11 protein-coding genes and 1 pseudogene are annotated in these 22,949 nt (G+C 63.0%); 6 read left to right on the top strand and 6 right to left on the bottom strand.

Translation table 11 applies throughout. The annotated features are described in order from the left end of the window. Positions 1-11: 11 nt before the first annotated feature. The 3 genes from Mspo_RS03560 to Mspo_RS03550 form a co-directional block, all read right to left on the bottom strand. Complete coding sequence (locus Mspo_RS03560) at positions 12-2,993, bottom strand: site-specific DNA-methyltransferase (protein WP_159726882.1); 2,982 nt, start codon at positions 2,991-2,993, stop codon at positions 12-14. A 264-nt stretch (positions 2,994-3,257) separates the two neighbouring features. After that, positions 3,258-6,299 carry a BPTD_3080 family restriction endonuclease gene (locus Mspo_RS03555; RefSeq protein WP_159726880.1) on the bottom strand — a complete coding sequence of 1,014 codons (3,042 nt, stop codon included), beginning with the start codon at positions 6,297-6,299 and terminating at the stop codon, positions 3,258-3,260. A 149-nt stretch (positions 6,300-6,448) separates the two neighbouring features. Next, positions 6,449-6,829: a hypothetical protein gene (locus Mspo_RS03550; protein ID WP_159726878.1), complete on the bottom strand. Its 381-nt coding sequence runs from the start codon at positions 6,827-6,829 to the stop codon at positions 6,449-6,451. A gap of 389 nt (positions 6,830-7,218) precedes the next feature. Here Mspo_RS03550 and Mspo_RS03545 point away from each other — a divergent pair, with 389 nt between their 5' ends. After that, positions 7,219-8,886 (top strand): MobA/MobL family protein, encoded by a 1,668-nt coding sequence (locus Mspo_RS03545; protein WP_159726876.1) that lies wholly within the window; start codon positions 7,219-7,221, stop codon positions 8,884-8,886. Positions 8,887-9,145: 259 nt separating this feature from the next. Here the strand turns inward: Mspo_RS03545 and Mspo_RS03540 are convergent, their stop codons facing one another. Both Mspo_RS03540 and Mspo_RS03535 read right to left on the bottom strand, forming a co-directional pair. After that, complete coding sequence (locus Mspo_RS03540) at positions 9,146-14,704, bottom strand: DUF4011 domain-containing protein (RefSeq protein ID WP_159726874.1); 5,559 nt, start codon at positions 14,702-14,704, stop codon at positions 9,146-9,148. 264 nt (positions 14,705-14,968) lie between these two features. Then, entirely contained in the window at positions 14,969-15,877 is a 909-nt protein-coding gene (locus Mspo_RS03535) for a LysR family transcriptional regulator (protein WP_159726872.1), read from the bottom strand. 109 nt (positions 15,878-15,986) lie between these two features. On the opposite strand from Mspo_RS03535, the gene Mspo_RS03530 reads away from it, so the two are divergent. From Mspo_RS03530 to Mspo_RS03510, 5 genes and pseudogenes are all read left to right on the top strand, one after another. Then, complete coding sequence (locus Mspo_RS03530; protein ID WP_159726870.1) at positions 15,987-16,787, top strand: type 1 glutamine amidotransferase domain-containing protein; 801 nt, start codon at positions 15,987-15,989, stop codon at positions 16,785-16,787. Between the two features lie 84 nt (positions 16,788-16,871). Continuing rightward, on the top strand, positions 16,872-17,162 hold the full coding sequence (locus Mspo_RS03525; protein WP_159726868.1) for a putative quinol monooxygenase: 291 nt from the start codon (positions 16,872-16,874) through the stop codon (positions 17,160-17,162). Between the two features lie 97 nt (positions 17,163-17,259). Next, positions 17,260-18,000: an SDR family oxidoreductase gene (locus Mspo_RS03520; protein ID WP_159726866.1), complete on the top strand. Its 741-nt coding sequence runs from the start codon at positions 17,260-17,262 to the stop codon at positions 17,998-18,000. 60 nt (positions 18,001-18,060) lie between these two features. Beyond that, on the top strand, positions 18,061-19,074 hold the full coding sequence (locus tag Mspo_RS03515; RefSeq protein ID WP_159726955.1) for an aldo/keto reductase: 1,014 nt from the start codon (positions 18,061-18,063) through the stop codon (positions 19,072-19,074). Positions 19,075-19,707: 633 nt separating this feature from the next. After that, positions 19,708-20,324 (top strand): annotated as a pseudogene (locus tag Mspo_RS03510) (UvrD-helicase domain-containing protein); the annotation flags it as partial. 70 nt (positions 20,325-20,394) lie between these two features. Here Mspo_RS03510 and Mspo_RS03505 read toward each other — a convergent pair. Further along, positions 20,395-22,845 (bottom strand): TonB-dependent receptor, encoded by a 2,451-nt coding sequence (locus Mspo_RS03505; protein WP_159726864.1) that lies wholly within the window; start codon positions 22,843-22,845, stop codon positions 20,395-20,397. Positions 22,846-22,949 lie beyond the last annotated feature (104 nt).

The following is a 22,949-nucleotide window of genomic DNA, read 5'->3' as shown; positions in this document are numbered from 1 at the left end:
GGCGACTTACCTCACACCCTGAAAACCTTCATCACCTCATCCCCGAAGTGATTGATCACCTTCACCGCGATCTTCCCCGTCGCCGGGCGCGCGAAGGACCGTGAGACGTCGCGATACAGCGTCTCCCAGGCCTCCTTGTCGATCTCCGCCTGCAAGGCCGTCTTCAGGCTCTTATACGGATCGTTCGCGCCGAGAAAATAGGCGTGGCGGACGAAGAAGCTCTCCTCATTGTAATTCGTGTCGACGAACCAGGCGGCGATCCCCTTGGTGTCGTCGCTCCTGATCTCGCCCGTGTTGGGATCGAAGATATCGACGCCCTTCACCTTCACTTTCACCCGCCCGTCGGCCTCGTGCAATATGTCGATGTCCGGCTCGCCGAACACGACGAACAAATTCCCCTTGCCGGTGTTCTTCAGATCGCCGGCCATATGCAGATCAGGGTTCATCTTCGCTTTGAGGATCGGCAGCGGCCCGAGCTTCGTCACCTCGCTCGCATGGGCGTCGAAGGCGAAGGCGCAGGCGATCAGCGCGTCGAAGCGCGCATCCACCGCCTCGCGCGCCGCGGCGGCGAGATCGACGCGCGACACCGAGCCGAACTCGGGGCCAATGAAGATCGCCGCGCGCCGCTCCGTTTCTCCCTCCATGAAGCGGCCTTCCGCCGCCACATATTCGCCGGGCCAGGGGGTGAGCGCGGTGAAGCGGATCGAGTCGCGCTTCTCGCTCTGATGCACGCCGGCGGTGCGCAAATGCTCGAGCGTCATTTCGGCGAAATCGGTCGGCGGCATGGCCTTGTGCAGGCGCCGCCGCGCGCCCTCGTCGGCCTCGAGGAAATCGATCAGCTCCTCCTCGTCGGCCGGCGCGACGCGATGCGGCGACAGGCTCTCCACCGTGAAAGGCCCGGCGACGCGCACGCGGGATTTGTCCTCATAGGGCCGGTCGTACAGCAGCTCGACATCGGCGGCCTTGGCGATCGAGGCGTCGATCTCCTTCTGCCGCGCGATGCGCGCCTCCCAGAATTGGGCGTGTAGCTGCTTCGCGGCTTCCGGCCACGCCGCGGGAAATTCGCGAGGAACCAACCATTCCTTCGTGTCCTTTGTGTCTTCGTGGTGGAAGTCTTCACCACAAAGGACACTAAGATCACGAAGAAGCGGCGCGATGAGAGCCTGCCATTTGTCGTAGATCGCATCGATCTGCTCATTATTGGCGATCGACTTCAAGGTCACATGCGGCGCGCGCTCATAGACGAAGCCCTGGCGCAGATCGCCCTGCGTCCGCGCCTCGGGCAGGATTTTGCCGGAGACCTCCTGCTCCTTGCGCCGGCCCTCGGGCGAGTCGGCGAGCAGATAATAGGGATAGCGCGCGCTCATCAGGCGGGTGCGCGCGAGCGCCAGAGCGACGCGGGAGGTGTCGATGGTGATCCAGCGGCGGCCCCATTGCTCGGCGACATGAGCGCTCGTGCCCGAGCCGCAGGTGGGATCGAGCACCAGATCGCCGGGGTCGGTGGTCATGAGAATGCACCGTTGGACAGCCAGCGTGGAGGTCTGGACAACGTAAATTTTTGGATCGAGTCGGCTCTGTATGCCGCCAATATCGCGCCAAAGGTCGGTCAAACCGAATGCGGGAAAGTCTTCGAGGTAACGAACGTAGCGCAAGATGTTTTGGCTAGGTTCGACACGACTTGAATATAGGAGTCGCCGTAGGCCCTCCTCGTTTGTCTTCCACCGCGCCTGCAAGGTCGGAGTGAACTGGCGTCCTTCGAAAGGGACGCTGAACCAGGACGCCGCACCCTCGCCTTTCGCACGCCCCATGCTCTGGCTCGTTAGATTATCGTCGGTGTAAAGTCTGCCACCTCTTTGCACCTGTTGCGTAAGTCCGAGGTCGGTTGATGCGGCAGGTTCTCTGGTGCCGTCGACGTATAGGATTTTGCGGTATTTTGTTGCCCCCTCCTCGCCCGCAGCCTTCATTTGAAACAAAGGCCGAAATTTCGCGGCTTGCTTATTTTTTGCGAACCACAAAATGTAATCGAGCGTTCCCGGCAGGAAGTCCGAGGTTGCTCCCGTTGTTTTTTGATACGAAATTTGAGAGAGGCAATTCCCCTCCCCAAACACCTCATCCATCACCGCCCGCACGCGATGCACATTCTCGTCGCCGATCTGCACGAAGATCGAGCCGCTCTCGGCGAGCAGCTCCTTGGCCAATGTCAGCCGGTCGCGCAGATAGGTGAGATAGGAGTGTATCCCCTCCTTCCATGTGTCGCGGAACGCCTTGATCTGCTCGGGCTCGCGGGAAATATCCTGCTGCTTGCCGTCCTTCACGTCGCGAGAGAGAGTCGAGACCTGCCAATTGCTGTTGAATTTGATGCCATAGGGCGGATCGAAATAAATGCACTGCACTTTTCCGCGCAGCGCCTCGCGCTCGGCGAGGCTCGCCATCACCGCGAGCGAATCCCCCAGGATGAAGCGGTTCGACCAATGCTGGTCGTGCTGGTAGAAATCCGTGCGCGCTTGCGGGTCGTCGAGCCCGTTGAAATCGGCGAAGAGATCGGGCGCCTCGCTCTCCGCCTTCTGCGTCTCCTCGGCGCGGCGCTTCAGATCGTCGATGATCGCCTTGGGATGGATTTTCTCCTGAATATAGAGCGGCGGCGCATTCACCACGAGATCGGACCAGTCCTGCCGATCCTTGCCGCGCCACACGAGCTGCGCATCGCCGATCTCGACCTCGCCCTTGTCGAGAAGCTGCCGCGCCTGCTCCTTGGACAGGCGAATGCGCGCCCCGCGCCAGACGATCTGCGGATCGAGATCCGCGTCGCGCTCGCGCGTCTCGCCCTCGGCCAGCGGCGCCGCGCGCGGAAAATGCTTGGGCGGAAAGGGCTGGCTCTCCTCGATCCGCTCGTTCAGCGACTGATATTCCGCCGTCGGAATATTTTTCCGCGCCGCCTCGGCGTGAGTGAGCGTCTCGATCTTGACGGACTTGCCGCCGGGTTTCTTGGCCATGTGTGTTCCCTTGGGCCCTCATCCGACCCGGCTTCGCCGGGCCACCTTCTCCCACCCTGTGGGAGAAGGAAGCGCCCTTCCTTTTTTTATTCCGCGACCGTCGTGTTCTCCCTTCTCCCGCGCGCGGGAGAAGGTGGCCCCGCCATAGGGCGTCCCGTAGGACGCCCGTCGCAAGCGACGGGCTTTGGCGGAGTCGGATGAGGGTCCCGCTCCATGAACGCGGCATCCTGGTCTACTTCGAACATGCGCATTCCTGAGTTGAAATCACGCCGCGTGATCTGAAACCTTCCGCTCGACGAGCCGGCGAACCAGCGCGTCGAACTCGCTCTGAAACTGATAGCCGTCCTGAAACTCCGCAAAATCCCAGCGCCCATGCGCGCCGAGATTATTGACCCCCGGAACCCAGAAGCGCCGCATCGTCTCCGCCTTCAACTGCGCGTCATGCCCGCGAAACCCCTTCGTCTCGACCACGAGATTGAGCTGCTCCTCGCCGCCGTCGTCCAGCTTCACGATGAAATCGGGAACATATTTTCGGGGGATCGCGCCGTCGCGATAGGGAACCTCGAAGCCGAGCCCCTGGTTCTTCACATAGGCGATCACATGAGGATTGCGCTCGATGACGCGCGCCATCTCCGCCTCCCAATCGCTGTCGCGCACAACCGCGTCGACATGGGATTTGTCCGGCGCCGTCATATGGACGGGCTTCGACGTGGTGAAGCTGACGTGGCGGGTGGCGCCGCGCGGATTATAGGGATCGAGGATCGCCTTGATGCGCTGCGCGCCCTCGGCCGCGCGCTGGCAAGCCAGATAGATACGCTCGGCCGCCTGATCGGCGAGCTCGAGATAGGTGACGGCGGCCGGAGGCACGTCCTTGACGACGAGATAGCCCTCGTCCAGCCAGCGGCGCACGACGCGCTTGGCCTCGCCGAACAAATGGGCGGGGAAATCCTCGCCCGAGTCGCGGAAGCGCGTCTCCAGCAGCCGCTTGGCGAGATGATAGACGATGGTGCTCGGGCGGATGTCCTCGAGCACCTTGGGGCCTATCTCTACGCTCTCGCCGACGATGCCGGACAAGAGCACCGTGCAGGGGCCGACCATCTGAGCGTCCAGCACGAGGCGCGAGTCGTTGGTGAAATGCGCCTCGAGCCGCTCCTCCGGCAGATCGACGCGATAGCCCTCGACACGCGGAAAGACGATCTCCAGCGCCGCGCGCTCCTTCAGCGCTTTGACGCGGGTGACCGGCTTGGGCGCCGCCGGAGGGGCGACGACGGGCTTGGCGGTGAAATCGAAGGGGATGCCGAGGATGTCGGCATATTCGACATTGAACAGGCCCTTGTCGTTCAGCTCATAGGACTGCCGGCGCAGCGCCCGGCCGACGACCTGCTCGCAGAGGAGCTGTGTGCCGAAGGCGCGCACGCCCAGAACGTGAGTGACGGTATTGGTGTCCCAGCCTTCCGTCAGCATGGAGACGGAGACGACGCAGCGTATGGCCTCGCCGAGCCGGCCGGGCTTGCCGACCGTGTTCATCACCTCGCGCAGGAGATCGGCGTCGCTGAGCGCCTTGCCGTCCGCGCCGTCGCGCGCGGAAATCTCGCGCTTGAACTGCTCGATCTCCGGCCCGGCCAGCTCGCGAAAGGCGGGATCGAGCGCGTCGCCGGATTCAATCTGCTCGCTGTCGATGAGCAGCGTGTTGGGCCGCGGAAAGCGCATCCCGTATTCGTCGAAATTGCGGAAGGATTCGAGATGGCCGCAATGAGGCGTATAGAGTTCGCCATCCTCGTTCGCACGTTGAAAGCCCGATATCCATTCGTAAACGAGCTTCGAGACCGCCGTATTGCTGCACACGACGATGAAGACAGGCGGGATGGCAATGCCCATGCGGCGCCATTCCTCATCGACTTGTCGGTAGTGGCTGTAGAGCGAATAGAGCGCGGTCTGAATTTCCGGCGCGAGCTTCAAAGGGTCGAGTTCGCCCGATTTGCTCGCGCCCTTTTTCGGCAGGCTGCGGCCGCGCTTCTTCAGCTCCTCCCAGAGATTGCGATAGAGGGGCATGTCGCCGGACGGAAGGCTGTCATCGATCGGCACGCGAGGGAGCTTCACGATTCCGCATTCGATGGCGTCCATCAGCGAGAAATCGCTGACGACCCAGGGAAAGAGCGAGCCCTCGCGATAGCCGGAGCCACGCAGGAAAAACGGCGTGGCCGACAGGTCGAAGACCGCCTGAAGCCCGACCTTGCGCTTCAACGCTTCGACGCCCGATATCCAGAGGCGCGCGGCCTCATTGGCCTTCTTGGCCTCCTCCTTCTCGTCGGCCTCGAGCTTCTCGTCCTCGCGCGGCGGCCGCTCGCGATAGCAATGATGGGCCTCGTCATTGATGACGACGATGTTCTTCAGCGTCATCAGCGGACCGCAGGCGCGCTCGAGCATTTGGCCTTCCGACTCGATCGTCACCACAGGCGCGCCACGCGGCCCTTGCAAAAGGGCGCGGCCGGTCTTCGAGACCTCCATCGTCTCGCGCCTGCGGAAGGCGTGGTAATTAGTGATGACGATCTTCGCCTTGGCGATGTCGGCGACGAGATCGGAGGGGACCAGCTCACGGGTCGTATAATAATTATCGGGATCTTCCGGCCGCAGCACCCGCAGCCGATCGCGAATTGTGACGCCTGGCGCAATGATCAGGAAGCCGCGGCCGAATTTCCCGCTCCCCGGCGAGCGAATGGCGTTCGCGGTCTGCCAGGCGATCAGCATCGCCATCACCGTGGTCTTGCCGGCGCCGGTCGCCATCTTCATCGCGAGCCGATAGAGCTCGGGATTGGAGGCGGCGTTGGCCGCCGCGATATTGGCGAGGATCGCTTTGCCGCGCGAGAATTTTGGCGCGACCTCGGTCAGCCAGACGATCGTCTCGACCGCCTCGATCTGACTGAAGAACGGCTTCACGCCATGGAACTCGTGCGCGCGCCAATAGGCGAGCAGCCGCGCCGTCGTCGGAGTGACGCCCCAATCGGAGGGATTGGGCAGAGCGCGCCAGCTCTCCACGAGCGAGCGAATCTCATTGATGACCGGGGTCGGATTATACTCCTGCTCCGCGTCCGAGACGCCGCGCGCATCACCGAGCGCCATGGTCGTCTGGCGCTCGCGGCCCGGCCTGTTGCGCGGCTTGGGGACGGGGGTCGTCAGCTCGGACCGCCTGCGGCCCGCGACGGGCGGAGCGTCGATCGGCTGGCCGTCGGCATCCAAAAGATGATGGAAACGCGGCGCCTCATATGGACTATTCAAAATCGGCTGCTCGAAAAACGAGGCGGCCATCGGCGGGCGTCCTTTCGAGGAATCGGGGGCTGGCGAGCGGCCTCCGGACTCAATATGGCGACGCCCGTGGTGTCAACTCGGCGCCCGGAAGTGTCGGGCGCCTTCCGCGACGACCGGCGACGGCGCGCCGCCGGCGCAGGCTCTCCGCGTCATTCGGACGACGACCTGTTCGGCGCCGTCTGGCCGAGCGGCCGGATGGGACGATTGAACCTCGGCTGCTGAGACGACGCCGGCGGACCATTCGTGGCGGCGGAATCGGACCGCTCGCTGCTCGGCCGCGGCTCCGGAAACGGCTCCATCATCAGATCCAATTCGTCCTCCGGCGCCGTCGACTCCTCTGCGACATCGGTGACGACAGGATCGCTCTTCCCGCCCCCGCGCAAAATCTCGAGAAGCCGCGGCGTGAGATCTCTGTTTTTCGCCGACAGCAACGTCGGCGCCAGGGCTTCCAATTTTTCGATATCCGCCTGGATCCACCCCTCCTCGTAGCCGATCTGCAACGCGAGCTTGATCGCGGTGTTGCTGATCACGTCGGCTTTCCGCTTCGCGGCATTCAACTTGGCGCGCGCGGCTTTTGTTTTCGCTTTGGCGAGCTTCTCGTTTTCGCAAGCATGATCGTATTCGGCGCTAAGACTTTTGAGGCTCATGAGACATCTCCTTCGGCCTCATGATGCGATGAGGTCATGAAAGCGCAAAGCGCTATTTCAATGTTGACACCTCACGTTCGATCACGCTCGCCAGTGAGCAAACATGAAGCGAGATGAGATGTCTCCGATAATCGGACTCGGATCACACAGCCTCTTGCGCTTTGCATGCGCGCAGACGAAATTGGAACATGTCTACCAAGGATTTCATTAATACACTCGAGGCTGACCTACCGCCGCGACGGACATGAAACATGCGCGAAAGATCACTCGGAATGCGCTTCGCGATCGTGAGCCGCGGACATGGCCGCTCGGCGCTCGCACGCTCGGATTACCAGCTGGGCCACGCTCCTGTGGATTATACGTATATCGATGAATCGACTCTCGCATCGACGGCAAGCCACCGCCGGCATTGGATGCTCACGCCGAACGATGCGCCGCTATGGGCCTCCGACGCGAGAACTGTTTGGAGCGCCGCCGCTCGCGCCGAGCGACAGTGGAACGCGCAGGAGGCCAGGATTTTGGATGTGCAAATTCCGAGAGGCATTCCTTACGAATGGGTCGATGAGCTGGTCCGAGAAATATACGGCCCCTTCGTCTCGGACGGTCTCGTCGCGCAAGTCGACTTTCACGTCTCGCCAGCCAGAGACATGGGCGAAAACCCGCATCTGCATGGCCTCATTTCGACGCGCCCGATGACGACATCGGGATTTGCGCGAACCAAGATCGAGGCGCGGCGATGGAATCGTATTTTTCGGGAAGACGATGGACGTGAAATGCGGCGGCAGGTTGCGGCCGCAATCAATGCGGTCGCGGAGCGTCATGGCTGCGAAATCCGAGTCGTCGCCGAGACGAATGACGAGCGCGGACGGCCTCCGGCCGAACAACCTCGTCGACGCGGTATTTTTCGCGCTCCGCGCACCGCCTTCGCGAAAGATGCGCTCGCCAAGCTCGACGCTGGTCGCCGGGATCGACTGGCTTGGGAGGAGGCGGCGGCCGCGGAAGAGATCGCCACCGCCGAACGCGTCAGAGTGGAATCGCAGATCGCCGCGTACGCAGCAAAGCTGCCGTCGCTTTTTCCCACGCGGGGATCAGCGAGATTTAACGGCGAGGTCCTACTCCACGCGTCCTGGCAATGCATGGTCGAGAGTCACGGGAGTGAGCCGATCGAGCGGAAGTTTATCGGCGAGCGAGCGCTCGCTATCGCCTATGCCGGCGCCGACCTTCTGATCGAAGAGGACGCTCTCTGCATCGAAGGTGAAATCACGGCTCAGGTCGCCAGTTTCGTCGGCGCTCTCACCTCGGCCGTCGGCTGGGACGAGGTCTCGAAACGCGGTGAGATGACACGCAGCGCTCGTATTCGTCTGACACGCGCCACCCGGTCCTGGGCTGATCCCAAATTGTTCCATGTCCGGAGGCTCGAGCAAGACCAACTGTTCATCGACCTCTCGTCTCGCTACGAGAGTGCGGCGAGTCCGGAACAGCGCGTGAAGATGTTTAACGCATTTTGCAGACAGCACGCTATTTCGAGGAGGACACGTGAGGTGCTGATCGCCGGCCTGACCGACAATTGGGATGACGGCGCCGACGTCGGTGCGCTCACATTGCAGATCGATCGCGCGGTCTCCGAGCTAGCGATGATCTCCATCGACCGATCGATCAAACGAATTGTCTCGGCCAAAGTTCGCGCGCACGCTGAGGCCAATGGCGAAGATGCCGGGCTGAGCGGCGATGATTGCGCCGGCGAATTGCCGACGGAAGCGCTTCGGGTGCTCCGCGCCGAGCACGAGGGCGCGCGCGCCGAGAGGAAAACTGATCCCGAACCTGATTTTCTACCGCCTCCTGAAGAGGATGGAACAAGCGGAGCTGGAGAGCTAATTCCGCAAATATCCGCCGATACGCAGGGCGTCGAAGTGGACGAATTGAAGGGAACGATCAAATGAAGTTCACAGAAGCCGGGTTCCCGCGCCCCGCCGTTGCGGGGATGGTGTCTGGCATCTAGGTCGCATTTAAGGCGATCGGCCCCCCATTTCCAAGAGCTTCGTGTCGGGCGAACTCCGCCGCGGCCCAGTAACCGATAGGGAATGCCCCCCCTTCGGCCGACGTCGTATGTTGGGCTCGGTGAGCAAAATGCGGCGCCATTGACCCCGCTGTCATACTGTCTTGTCGCAGCTCGTAAAGAGCATTGAACAGCGCCATCGGTCACCCCTGCATCAGCGCGACGATTTCGCAGATACGTTCCAGATACGCCTTTTTCTGCGTCGGGTCGCAGCCTTGCCGCACGTACGTCGGAATGCGATCGAACCACTTCGCAGGATCGTCGATCCGGCCCCCGATGAAATGCTCGATCATCGCTTCCCGCAGGATGCAGCGATGCGGCTCTGCGGTTGGCATTTCCACCTCGATCACGGAACGTCGAAACCGCTCGAGAGCCGCGCGCACCTCCTCTCTGGTCAGAGAGCCGGCATCCACGACGAATGGCAGTTCATCCTGAAGCGGCGCATCTTCGAGCTTGGTAGCGGTCTCGGACGCAGCCTCCGGCTCACCGACAATAACGTCATCTTCCTCGGCGCCTTGATCTGCCTTGGCCGCTGAAGGAAATTCATTCCCGAAGACGACCTCCTCGGAGACAACCAGCGGCTTCGCCGCGAGCTCGTCGATCTTCCGGGCGAGCCTCTCCGTCTCGCCGTCGGTGTCCGCGAACCAGTCCGTCGACCAGACGCGCAGGATCTCCCATTTCAGATCCCGCAGGACTTCCTCGCGAAGACGGTCGCGATCACGAGCGCTCTTGCTGGAGTGGTAGGCGGCGCCGTCGCACTCAATGCCTGCGAGATAAACGGACGGCTCCTGCGGGTGGCGGACTGCGAGATCGATGCGGAACTTCGAGACGCCGACCTGCACATCGACGGTGAAACCCTTCGCCCTCAGGCGCTCGGCCACGGACTTCTCGAAGGGACTGTCATAATCGCGTTCAGTGGCTGCGCCCTCGGCCCCGCCCCGCCTTTCGGCGTATTCCAGATAGGCTCTCAGCACACGAACGCCGCGGCTACTGGTCTCCGTCGGCTTCACGTCCGTAGAGCGCATCGAGGTAAAAAGTCCGATGCGCCTGCGTGCACGGGAGAACAGCACGTTCAGGCGGCGGTGTCCCTCGCTGCGGTTGATGGGCCCGAAGTTCTGCTTGACGACGTTCCGTCCGGGCTCCTTGCCGTAGACCAGGGAAATCATGATGAAATCGCGTTCATCGCCCTGCACATTCTCCAGGTTCTTGACGAAGAACGGTTCCCCGCGCGCCTCCGCGCGCTCGATATAGCGTTCGACAACGTCGTCCCCGGAGGCGAGGCGTCGGAACTCCTCGGTAATCCGGTCGCGTTGGGCGGTGTTGATGGTGACAATGCCGATCGTGCCGAAGCGGGAATCCTCGGCGTCCGCAAGACGGCGCATGAGGCCGATGGCCTCCTCGCAGATCCATTGGGCCTCCGCAGGGTTCTGGTTCGCCTCGTAGGCGCCATCGACATGGACGAGGTCTATCGAGAACGAGTTCGGACGGGCCATCGGAAAGGTGATGAGCGACTTTTCGTAGAACTCGCGGTTCGAGAAGTCGATCAGGCTCTCGCACCGGCTGCGGTAATGCCACTTCAGGGTGCGGACGCGGCGGAACGACTTGCCGCAAGCCTCGAGGATCGACTCGTCCTTGACGTCCTCGATCTCCTCATCGCCCTCCTGATCGTCGGATGCCCTGTTGAAGAAGTCGGTGGGAGGCAATTGTTTGGGGTCGCCGACCACGACGATCTGGCGCGCCCGCAGCAGCGCCCCCAAGGCGTCCTCCGGACGCATCTGCGAGGCCTCGTCGATGATGACGAGATCAAACGTCATGTCACGGGGCAGGAATTTCGCCACCGACAGCGGGGACATCATGAAGCAGGGTTTGAGCGCCCGGATGGAGCTCGGCGCGCGCTGGAGAAGCGAGCGGACATTTGTGAAACGCTGCTGCTTCCTTATCTCATTGCCGAGGAGCGCCATCTCCGTCCAATGGCGCCTCGGGCCGGAGTTGTTCCCATTAAGGGGCTGGCGGCGCTTCAATCTTCCGCGGGCGTCATGGCGGTCCTTGAGGATCTTGAGCCGATCCTGCTCGGCGAAGGTCCTACGCCGGACGTCGAGCGCTGTTCCGCGGGCGTTCGCGAGATTTTCGTGTTCGTTTGCGCGCTCGGCGCGCCGCCTGGTGAGGACGTGCTCCAGGGCGTGGCAGAAGCGCTCGGGTTCGACGCCGGCCTCTTCGGCGGAAGCGAGGAAGACCTCCAGTCCCTCGTCCACAAGGGTTCGCCGGGCGATTGCCTGAGCGAGGAAGTCGCGAAGTTGACCGGTCTCCCTCAGCAGGCGGTCGCACAGTTCGACGAGCGCCTCTGGTTCGCTCGGAAGCTTGCCGCCGAATCCGGCGACGAAGCTGGCAAGCCCCTCCCGCAAGGCGCCATCCGCATCGATGAGTCTCGTTCGCAGCGTCCTGAGATCGGCGAACGCCTGCCCACAGGCCGGCGACAGTAGGCGTCCAGAGACGGCTTCAGGAAGACCGAGCGCCCGAATCTGCTCGATCCACCGGGCTGCGGCGACGACACGGTCGATGTCCCCCGCCTGCCCCAGCATAGCGCGCACTTTCCCGCCCAATGCCACGGCGCCGAGCGCATCGTCCGTTCGCCGGCGCCGGTCAAGGAGATCGCCATAGCCGACGATTTCCGCCAAGGTGAACTCGACTGTCTCGAGCACGCCGTCGGGGTCGCATGCCGAGGCCGTCTCGGCAGCCACGGCGTCGGCGACGACGATCCGAGCCGCCTCACGGATCGAGACCTCCCCGAAATGAGCGACGTCCTCGCGGGCAAGGCGGTTGGCGACGACGGCGACGCCTTTCAGATCCGCAAGCCTGCCGATCGTGTCGGCATCGCTCGCAAGTAGCCCGGCGGCCACGCGATCGCCGCCGGGATGCGCAGCAAGCTGCGTCGATATCGTTCTGCGCGCCCCGATCGACCAAGCGACGTTGTCGAACTTCGTCGCCATGCCTTTCCAGAGGGGGCCGAGGACGCTTTCGCCGATCCCGCGTTCGAAGTCTTCGATCGCCTCGAGATGGTTCGATAGCTCTGCCAAGGCGTTCGCCGCGGGCTCGGCGCTTGGATCGATACCCAAGATCGCGGCGATGTCCTTTGCTTTCTGCAACTCCGCCCACCTCCATGGGAAGTAGGGCGCGAATGCGTCGCCGAGGGATGTCGCAGCAGCGGCCACGTCCTGATGTATCGGCGCGTTTTCGCGCCGATACGCCGGCAGCTTCCGGCTCCAAGCGGCATCCGCTTCCCGAAGTTGCTTCCATGTTCGGTGAAGGGCCTCGAAGCACGCCTCGTCGCCCGGCAGCTTGCGCGAAAGCCATCCCCTATCGGCCACCGGAACTGCCGCCGCCACGATCGGCGCCAGCACCAGCGTCTCCTGCGCCGCGAAGGGGAAGTCGTCGCCGATCTTCAGCACATCGCGGATCTGCGCCAACGCAGTGCTTCGTTCCTCGACCCTCCGGCTTCGCTCGGCCATCGCCGCGGCGCGGGGCAGGATCTCGCAGCAGGGAAGCGTGCGCAGCGCCGGCTCCCGCATTGCTCCCTGAAGTCGACGGGCCGCCTCGACAACTTCGATCGGAATCCGTCCATGCATCGGGCTCGCCGCCAGATCCTCGTCAAGCCTTCGGCTTTGCTCGGCAACGTCCGCCGCCTCGACGACCTGACGCGGCTCCAGATCGAACGCCGCATGAATGCCGGCAACATCCGGGGCATCGGGGATGCGGGCGATGACGGACAGCCCCCAGCGGCGGTCATGAAAGCCCGCCTGCTCGATCTCGGCGCCCAGTTCGATAAGCCCTCTACTGGTCTCCCGGATCGCCGTAAGCGCTTCCACGACCCTGACGGCCTGTCCTGAGAGCGCAGTCAGGCCCAGCGGCGCCCAGACGGACTGTGACGGCGCATAGCCGAAGTCCTGTCGGAACGCGGTGGCGAGCGCTTGGTATTGCCCGAGCGAGGCAAGGATGTCGCGAATCCCCTCCTCGTCCTGGATGAGGTTATTCGGAAATTTCGCGCGCCTGACCGCCTCGGGGAGTTCATCGAACTTGCCGGCGCGCGCAATCGCGCGGGAGAAGAGGGAAAACGCGCTGTCGCCTGCATGCTCCTTGGCGTGCAGGGCATCGAGGTAGGCCGCGATCTCCCGGCGGGACGTTTCCCAGAGATTCCTGCTGAGTTGCCTGTCGCCGGTCTGTCCGTCCGCGCCATCGGCGTTGATGCGGGCCTTGAGGCTTTCGACGACTTCCTTCGGCGAGCTCTTCTCAGAATGCAGCTCAAGGCAGAAATCGCCGAGGCCGGCGATGTCGAGACGCCTCTTCACGACCTCGAGCGCCGCAAGCTTCTCGGACAAAAATAGGACTGTCCTGCCGCCGTCGCGGGCCAGCACATTCGCGATGACATTCGTGATCGTCTGGCTCTTGCCCGTTCCCGGCGGCCCCTCGATGACGAGGTTGAAATCCTTCATGACGTCGATGATCGCGCTGTGCTGCGACGCATCGGCGTCATGAACGAGCAACGGCGCCACAGCTTCGATCTCAGGGGCGTCGATTTGGTAGTCCTCGGGAATTTCCGGCAGGCCGCCCTCTTCCTGTTCGGGCCGGTGATCCGTGCGCTCAATCCCGCTGAGGATGCTTTTAATGAGCGGATGATCGACAAGAACCGGCCATTTCTCGGCGTCGAGATCCTGATACATCGCCAGCCGACCGAAGGCGAAGTGGCCGAGCGTCAGGAACCGCCGAACGCGCCAACCCGGTAGATTTTCGATCGCCTTCTCGACCAGCGACAGATACGCCTCGACCGAGATTTCCGTTTCCTCGTCCGTCTCGAAGTCGGGCAGCACCCGCCCGTGCTCGTCCTCGACGTATTTGATGAGGGTGACATTCGTCTCCGGCGCCTCCGACACGGCGCGGACGCCATAGACCTTGCGACCGTGCTCGACCCTCGTTTCGAGAACGACTGGAAGCAGGAGCAGCGGCGCGTGGAGAATTTTCGCGGAGGACTCCGACTGGCGCCACTCGAGATATCCGAAGCCGAGGAAAAGGGTCGAAAATCCCATCTCCTGCTCCGATAGCCTCGCGAGGTTGCGGATGGCCTCTATGCGGGGCTCGAGGTTCTCGGACAGCAGCAGCGTCTGTAACCGCCTCCTTCCGACGCCAGTCTTACGACCTTCTTTCCCGAGTTCGATTTCCGGGCTTATGCGGTGGTTTCTGGCGTGTTCGGCGAGATCCAATTTTTTCCGGTCGGGCCTCGGCGGCAGTTCGAGCTGCCCTCTGACCTTGTCACGAAGCCACCTGTCCAGCGCGGCGACGCGCACCTCGTCGTCCTCGCCACGATCGGCAAGATCCTTCAGGCATTTGCCGTAGTCCTCGTCCGTCGCCTTTAGGTAGGCCAGATGCGAGGCGAACTCCTCGGTCCGCTCGTCCTCGGGTTCGTCGCCCGGATCTGGGAGGGCGACGACGTCCAGCACCAGCGCCTCCTTGATGAGTCGAGAGGCGACATCCTCGAGCGAGTCGTCGACGATCTGGAGGTGCCTCCGCGACCGCGACAGCGGCTTGTAATTCAGCATCGGATTGCGGAGCGTGAGATCTAGCAGCCGATCGCGGAGATTGCCGAAAATGCCGAGGAGCCGCTGCTTTTCCATAGCGACCTCAATGTCGTTGGTAGGCTGATGGATCGTCATCGACCGGAAATGCCCCTGCAAACCAAAAAAAACTGCGTTGAATGAGCCGTGATGGCCCTGCCTGCCATAAAATTCGCGCAGACATCGCGTGGTTCGTCAAGCTTGCCCTAGCGACATCGCCGTTCTGGCAGAGTGTCAACATCATCTCGGGCGGCAGACGGCCTCTACAGGTCAATCAGACGGGTCGAAATTGAAACCGTGCGCCGAAAATGCGATCTCGATCGCCAAGAGCGGCATCGTCCACGACATCGGCGAGCGGCGCGCTCAAATCTCGCCTGTGATATCGCTCGCGACCTCGGCGATCAAAGACCGCAGCCAGCGATGGGCGGGGTCGTGGCGGTAGCGCATGTGCCACGCCATCTCGACCGGGAAGGTTCCGAGATCGACGGGCGCCGGCAGCACCTTGAGCCGTCGGTCGTCGGCGAGGCGGCGGCAGATCAGGCGCGGCAAGGTCGCGCAATAATCGGTGACCGCCACCATCTCCGCGACGGCGAAGAAATTCGTCACCGAAATGGCGACGTCGCGCCGCAGCTCCTGTCGCGCCAGCGCCTGAAACAGCCCCACGCGCAGGCGGCCGGGCGGAACCACATTGACGTGGCGCAGCGCCTCGAACTGCTTCCTCGTGATCTTGTCGCCGATTTCGGGATGGTCCGCCCGCACCACGCACGCCAGGCTCTCCTCCATCAGATGCTGCACGACGAGATTGTCCGGCGGGTCGACGATACGGCCGAGAACCATCGCCGTGGCGCCGGAAACGACTCCAGTCTCCGCGAGGTCCGCGCCATAAGGCGTGAGACGCAATGTGACCCCCGGCGCGATCCGCCCCAGCCGCGCGACGATCGCCGGGGCCAGCACATATTCGACATAGCTGTTGGGCGCGATGGTGAAGAGACGCTCGGCCTTCGCCGGATCGAAATCCTGCTGGCCCAGCACGGCGTCGTCGAGCTTCGTCAGCGCATCGGCGATCACCGGAGCGAGCTCCAGAGCGATCGGGGTCGGCTGCACGCCATAGCGCCCACGGATGAAGAGCTGATCTTGCAGCATCGCCCGCAGCCGCGCCAATGCATTGGACATGGCCGGCTGGGTCATGCCGAGCCGCTCCGCCGCGCGGGTGACGCTGCGCTCCTCCATCAGGGCGACGAAGATGGGCAGCAGATTGAGATCATAGCGCATCAGTTATAATCTCATACCTATATCTATAATAAAAGAAATAAAGCTGCAGAATGATAGGCGCAGGCGCATGTTGGCGGCGTCCAAAGGACGCGAGCCAACGGAGGGCGCAATGACAAAGGGAAAGGTGCTGGTGATCGGCTCCAACGCCACGCGGATCGAGGTCCGGGGAGGCGGATGGGGGGCGACTGGTCAATATCTCAACGAGACCGTCGTGCCCGCCATGGCGCTGATCGACGCCGGCTATGAGATCGTCCTCGCCACGCCCGACGGAACCAAGCCGCAAATCGACGCAGCGTCGGACTCGGCCGCGCATTTCGACAGCGACGAGGCCGCCTATCGGCGCGCGAAAAGCTTCTACGCCGAGCATCCCGCGATGAACGCGCCGCGCAGGCTGGGCGAGGTGATCGAAGAGGGTCTCGACGCCTATGTCGGCGTCTTCGTTCCCGGCGGACAAGCGCCCGTCGTGGATCTCATGCAGGACCGCGACATGGGCGAGGTCCTTCGCCACTTCCACGAAAGCGCCAAGCCCACCGCCCTACTCTGCCACGGCCCGATCGCGGTGGTCGCGGCGATGACGCACGCTCGCGAATTCCGCGCGGCTCTGATCGCCGGCGCCGTCGAGACCGCCAGGAAATGGGCCGAGGGCTGGCAATATGCTGGCTATCGGATGACCGTCTTCTCCGCGAGCGAGGAGACGGTCGTGGAGGACCAGATCCTCCACGCGAAGCTCTATTTCGACATGCCCTTCGCGCTGACGGCGGCGGGCGGCGAGGTTTCCGTCGGCTCGGTCGACTTCGCGCCTCATGTCGTCATCGACCGCGAGCTCATCACCGGACAGAACCCGCGCTCCGATCATCCGATCGCCGCGGCCCTCGTCGCGGCCTTGGATCGCTCGCTCGCGCCGAGCTGAGCAAATGAAATGAGAACGCGCATGACCGGCGGGGCGCTGCGCATGCGCGTCGCGCTCCTCGCGACAGATGAAGGATCGAAGACCATGACAGTGAAAATCATCGCTCTGCTCACCGCCCGGCCCGACAAGAAAGAGGCGCTCGAAGCGCTGCTCACCGGCATGATCGCGCCGAGCCGCGCAGAGCCGGGCAATCTGCGCTACGATCTCTGGCGCGACCAGACCGACCCCGCGCGCTTCGTGCTCGACGAGCTCTACACGAGCGGCGAAGCGGTTGCGGCGCATCGCGAGACGCCCCATTTCCGCGCCTATCTCGCGGCGATCAATGATCTCGCCGAACGGACGGCCTTGCTGCTCGACCCTGTCCAAGTGGGCTGACCGCCCAATCATCATCTCCGACGGCGCGAGAAGGCCGGAACCGTCGGCCTCGTCTCCGGCGGAAGCCGAACACGCGCGACAAATGAGGATTTGCATCATGAGCGAAGGCATCGAAGGCAAGATCGTGCTCATCACCGGCGGCGGCGTCGGACTCGGCGCCGAGACCGCACGCCATCTCGCCGCGCGCGGCGCCCGCATCGCCGTCGCGGCGCGCCGCAAGGACAAGCTCGATGAGGTCGTGGCCGAGGTCACGAAAGCGGGCGGAGAGGCGCGCGCTTATCCTTTGGATGTGACCGACAAACATCAGGTCAAGGCGGTCGTCGATGCGGCGGTCGCCGATTTCGGCCGGCTCGACGTCATCGTCAACAATGCCGGGCTGATGCCGATCCGTCCCATGATCGAAGCGAACACCGACGAATGGGACGCGATGATCGACGTCAATCTGAAGGGCGTGCTCTATGGAATCGCCGCCGCTCTGCCGATCTTCGTCGCGCAGGACAGCGGCCATATCATCAACATCAGCTCCGTCGCCGGCACAAAAGTCTTCGCGCCGGGCGGCACGGTCTATTCGGGCACGAAATTCGCCGTGCGCGCGATCTCCGAAGGGCTCCGGCAGGAGATCGGCGGCAAGATCCGCGTCACCTCGATCGAGCCGGGCGCGGTCGACAGCGACCTCAAATATTCGACGACGAGCGCCGCCCGCGAGAAAGTGATCGACTTCTACAAGATTGCCATTCCGGCCGCTTCCGTCGCGCGCGCCATCGCTTTTGCGATCGAGCAACCCGCCGATGTGGACATCAATGAAATCGTGCTGCGCCCGACCGCGCAGGAATTCTGATCGGCCAAGTCCCGCGGCAGGCCGGAAGGCAGCCGCCGGAGGAGCCAAAGGATGGAAACGGTGAGCATAGAGAAGCTTCTGCCGAGCAAGCTCGGCTTCGGCGCCGCCCCGCTCGGCAATATGTTCCGCGACATTCCCGAGGAGGAAGCGCTCGCGACGGTAGAGGCCGCCTGGAACGACGGCGTCCGCTATTTCGACACGGCGCCCTTCTATGGCGCCGGTCTCGCGGAGCTCCGCTTGGGCGAAGCCTTGGCGGGGAAGCCGCGCGAGGATTATGTCATCAGCACCAAGGTGGGCCGCGTCATTCTCGATGAGATCGAGGACGTCGGCGCCCGCGATCTCGGCGAGAAGAGCGGCGTCTTCGCGCATGGCCGTCCGAACCGCATCGTCAATAATTATTCGGAGAGCGCGACGCTGCGCTCGCTGGAAGAGAGTCTGAAGCGCCTGAGGACCGACCATGTCGACTTCGTCTTCGTCCATGACGTGGCGCAGGACTTCTATGGCGACGAATGGCTGGCCATGTTCGAGAGCGCGCGCCTAGGAGCCTTTCGCACGCTGGGCCGACTGCGTGAGGAAGGCGTGATCGCGGGATGGAGCCTCGGCGTCAACCGCGTCGAGCCGATCGAGATCCTGATGGAGCTCGACGAGCCGCGTCCCGACATATTCCTGCTCGCCGGCCGCTACACGCTGCTCGACCATGACAAGGCGCTCCAGCGCGTGATGCCGACGGCGGCGGAACGCGGTCTGCGCATCGTCGTCGGCGGGCCCTACAGCTCGGGCGCGCTGGTGGGCGGACCCAATTTCGAATATGCGCCGGCGACGCCGGCCATTCTCGACAAGGTCGCGCGGATCAAGGCGATCGCCGACGAGCACGGAGTCGGCATGAAGGCGGCCGGGCTGCAATTCTCGCTCGCCCATCCGGCGGTCGCAGCGGCGATACCCGGCGCGAGCCGTCCGAGCCGAATTGCGGAGGATCGCGCCGCCATGAATGAAGTTGTTCCGGCAGAGTTCTGGCGCCGGCTGCGTGACGCCGGCCTCATCGATCCCGCCGCGCCAACTCCTGCCGCACGGTGATCTGCGGCGAGGCTCGCCGGTTCGATCCGAGCCAGCCATGGGCGCCATTCGCCGCCGCGATCATATGGCGACCGAGCCGACCGATTGCGCAAGGGTCTCAAAGATAGCCGCGGCGGATCGCAGATTGCGTCGCGGCGCCAGCGTGCTACAAATGCGCGTGACACCACTCGGCCAGCATCGCCGGACGTGATGCGACGCCAATGACTTGCGCATTCTGGCACCCGGGGGCAGTATCCTCCCGCCCCAGCCAGAAATCCGCAAATTATTGGAATCACGAGAAAATCGCCTTAGCTGGGGCGCGTTTCCACATCCCTTGTGACACATGGCTGGTACACCACGGAGCCTCTCGTGCCCGCCATACCCCATGTCGTGCGTCGCGGCGCGTTCTATTATTGGCGGCGGCGACTGCCGTCGGAATCGAGAAATTCTGCGACCCTGATTCTCGGCCTGGGCGCCAGCAACCCGAGGAGAGCGCGCTTCCTCGCCGGCCAGATTTCCGCGCTCGCCGATCGCTGTTTCTTCCCCGCCGCCATGACCAGCTTCGCTTACACCTCCCCCGAGACACGCCGCCATTGCGAACAAAACGAGAATTATGATTCAGTCTCCGAGCCCGCTCACCCTGCCGATTCACCCATGACCGCCGTCGCCTATCTCGAAAAGCTCAACGCCGAACAACGTCGCGCCGTCGAGCACGGCCTGTATGACGGCTCGTCGGCCTCCGCCGGCGGTCCGCTGCTCTTCATCGCGGGCGCCGGCTCCGGCAAGACGAACACGCCCATCGGGTCGCGCATCTCATCGTCCGGGGCGCTGATTTGCAGCGGATGTTGCTGATGACCTTTTCCCGCCGCGCCGCCGCCGAGATGACGCGACGGGTCGAGCGCATCTGCGCCGAGGCGCTCGGCGCAAGTGGCGGCGATGTGCTCGCCTGGGCGGGCACGTTTCACGCGATCGGCGCCAGGCTGCTGCGCGAATATGCCGGCGCCATCGGCCTCGATCCCGCCTTCACGATCCACGATCGCGAAGACTCCGCCGATCTGATGAATCTCATCCGACACGAGCTCGGCTTCTCCAAGACCGAGAGCCGCTTCCGCACCAAGGGCACGTGCCTTTCCATCTACTCCCGCGCTGTGAACGCCGAAATCCCGCTCGAGCAGGCGCTGCTCGGCGCCTTCCCCTGGTGCGCGCGCTGGCATGAGGAGCTGCGTCGCTTATTCGCCGCCTATGTCGAGGCGAAGCAGGCGCAGAATGTGCGGCGGGCTGTGGGGGTGTGAGGGGGCATCGGCCCCCTATCCGTTCGCAGTCTGCTGCTTGTCGTCTCGATCAGTCGAGCGAAACGAGCAGAGTGCCGCCATAAGTGACCGGCGGCATACCGAGGGTGACGGAGGCGGGGGTGCTTCCGCTTCCCGGCGACCAGGACATGAAAGGAACCACGTTGAAGAGGTTCTTTCCCCAGAATGTCAGCCTGTAACGGTTGTCGCTGGTCTTCAGGCCGGCGCCGACGCCGAGGTCGACATAGGGCCGGTTCCAATATTGAATCAACGACCAAGGATTGGTCAATTGAACCTTGTCGGTGTACGCGACATTGAAATAGCCGAACGCGCTGACGGGCTGTTCGGCCCATGGACCGAGTCCCGCGCCACTGAAGAGGGCTCCGAGAGGATGCTCGTAATTGGCGCCGACCCTGAACGCCCATCTCGGAAGGTTGGTCCAACGCGTGTTCGACAGCGAAAGGGACTGCGGCGCTTTGATGAAGTTCGCCGGCGCCTTCGAAGGTGTCGGCCAGGCCCAGTCGCTCGGCGCCGGCGCTTGCGAATACTTCACCCAATGCGCGTCCGAGAGCGAGCCGGAAAAGGTGATCCAGAGTTTCTCGATTGGGCTCCAACGTCCGTCGAGCTCGAAACCGCGCATCCGCGCCTGTTCGGCGTTGCCGACGTTGCTGACGGAAATCGGCGCGCCATTGACGTCGTAGCTGGTCTTGCTCTGCACGACCTGAAAATTATACAGATCGGTCCAATAGCCGGTCAGGTTGAGGAACAAGCGCCCGTCGAGCCAGTTCGTCTTCACGCCCAACTCATAATCCCAAGACACTTCGGGCTTGTTGCCGAGCAGCGGCGCATGATCCACGAGGTGGTAAACGCCCCCACGGTTCACATAGATCGGTCCCGTGCCGGTGATGTTGACCGCCGAGGCTTTTTCTCCACGTCCGACCAGTCCGAACAGAACGACATTGTCGTTGTAGCGATATTCGGGATTGACGAGCGCCGTCAACATGTTGCGGTATTTCGTCTGAAATCCCGTATCGGACCGACCCCAGCCGCCCGCTGCGATGATCGCCTGCTCCTGCTGAAAGGGCGTATATTCAGCACCGTAATAGAGCGACGGCCGATGACTTGCCGACCCGCCTCTGCGCTCCCATGAATCTCTCACGCCGAAGGTGATCGCCGCCTGCTCGTCGATATGATAGGTGGCGTTGGCGTATGAGGCGAGCTGATGCGACGTCGCTTTGACGTGCCACCAATCCGTCACGCCGGGGATGGCCGCAGGGCGGTTGTACCATTTCGCCGCATCCGCGCCGAAGTCGGTATGGTGCATCTGGCTCAGCACCTCTTCCGCGAAACCATAGAGTCCGACCTGCCACTCGAGCGGCTGCTCCTTGGGCGACGAGAGGCGAAATTCCTGCGAGCCTTGGCCGGCGTATGTGTCCATGGAGCCGCTGCGAATGGCGGCCAATTGGTTTCCGTCCGAAAATCCGCGCTCGAGGCCTCGCTCGAAACCGTATGCGGAGATGGACGTCAGCAGGTGCTCGCCGACGCCTACGTTCAGCTCGTTCGAAATGGTGTAGTTTCGTTGCGGATCGGTCCCTTCACGCGCCATGTAGGGTCTGTGGGGATCGAAAGTGAGAACCGGACGGCCGAGCCTATTCCAAAAACTCTGTGCGTAGCTCGTCGCGGGAACCGCGCCATTCGCATAGATGAGAATGGAATTGCCGACCGGGATCGCGCTGCGAAAATAATTTCGGTATTCGTCCGCGCTGGCGTAGTTGAAGATCAGCCGATCGCTGATGTTTTCTCCGACGAAGAGCAATTGGCCGCGAACGCCCCATCGGTTGAAGTTTCCATAGCCTGCGCCGGTCAGCTGGTCATGGATAAAACCGTTGTCCCTGTCGAAATATCCGGTCACGCGATAGGCGAGCGTGTCCTCGATGATCGGGCCTGTGATATTCACTCGCTCCGTCGTGCGCCCGTAATTTCCATAGGACGTTTCGATCGTCGCTTTACGCGCGAAGGAAGGCGCCTGGGAATGGATCACGACGCTGCCCATTGTCGTGTTCTTGCCTCCCGCCGTGCCTTGAGGTCCATAGGCGACCTCGAAGGACGAAATTCCAGGGAAGTTCATCCACTGAAAGCCGGGCGCTTGCCAGAACACATTGTCGAGCACGAATCCGGTTGCGGAATGCGCTCCAACGCCAGTGTTCGAGCCGGCGCCGACGCCGCGGATGGAGGCGAAGGACCATTGCGCCGTACTGGTGTTGGGTCGATAATTGGAAATCTTCAGAGCGAAATCGTCGAGATTCTGGAGCTGCTGCTCCTCGATCGTCTCCGTGTTGATAACCTTGATCGCCCTCGGGGCTTTCTGCGCCTGCTCTTCGCGGCGCGCCCCTTCGCTGCTGGTTACGACGACATCCTCGATGCGAGCGTCTTCGGCTCTGGCGATTTGAACGAATGCGCCGACGGCAACCGTTGCGAGAAGTAAATTTTTCAATCGTGACATGCCCATACACGACATCGACGCTCTCCATTCTAGTTTTTCGATCGACTAGATAAGAATATATACGTTGTCAAGGTCACGCTTATGGCGAGACTGGGAAGGCGTCG

Origin of the sequence: Methylosinus sp. Ce-a6, assembly GCF_009811655.1 — a bacterium.
Lineage (GTDB): Bacteria > Pseudomonadota > Alphaproteobacteria > Rhizobiales > Beijerinckiaceae > Methylosinus.
This window is presented reverse-complemented; position numbering and strand designations above follow the sequence as displayed.

Excerpts from the sequence above, each read along its gene's own strand:
- Mspo_RS03560 (WP_159726882.1), bottom strand. The coding sequence starts at position 2,993 with ATGGCCAAGAAACCCGGCGGCAAGTCCGTCAAGATCGAGACGCTCACT.
- Mspo_RS03555 (WP_159726880.1), bottom strand. The coding sequence starts at position 6,299 with ATGGCCGCCTCGTTTTTCGAGCAGCCGATTTTGAATAGTCCATATGAG.
- Mspo_RS03545 (WP_159726876.1), top strand. The coding sequence starts at position 7,219 with ATGCGCTTCGCGATCGTGAGCCGCGGACATGGCCGCTCGGCGCTCGCA.
- Mspo_RS03540 (WP_159726874.1), bottom strand. The coding sequence starts at position 14,704 with ATGACGATCCATCAGCCTACCAACGACATTGAGGTCGCTATGGAAAAG.
- Mspo_RS03535 (WP_159726872.1), bottom strand. The coding sequence starts at position 15,877 with ATGCGCTATGATCTCAATCTGCTGCCCATCTTCGTCGCCCTGATGGAG.
- Mspo_RS03530 (WP_159726870.1), top strand. The coding sequence starts at position 15,987 with ATGACAAAGGGAAAGGTGCTGGTGATCGGCTCCAACGCCACGCGGATC.
- Mspo_RS03525 (WP_159726868.1), top strand. The coding sequence starts at position 16,872 with ATGACAGTGAAAATCATCGCTCTGCTCACCGCCCGGCCCGACAAGAAA.
- Mspo_RS03520 (WP_159726866.1), top strand. The coding sequence starts at position 17,260 with ATGAGCGAAGGCATCGAAGGCAAGATCGTGCTCATCACCGGCGGCGGC.
- Mspo_RS03505 (WP_159726864.1), bottom strand. The coding sequence starts at position 22,845 with ATGTCACGATTGAAAAATTTACTTCTCGCAACGGTTGCCGTCGGCGCA.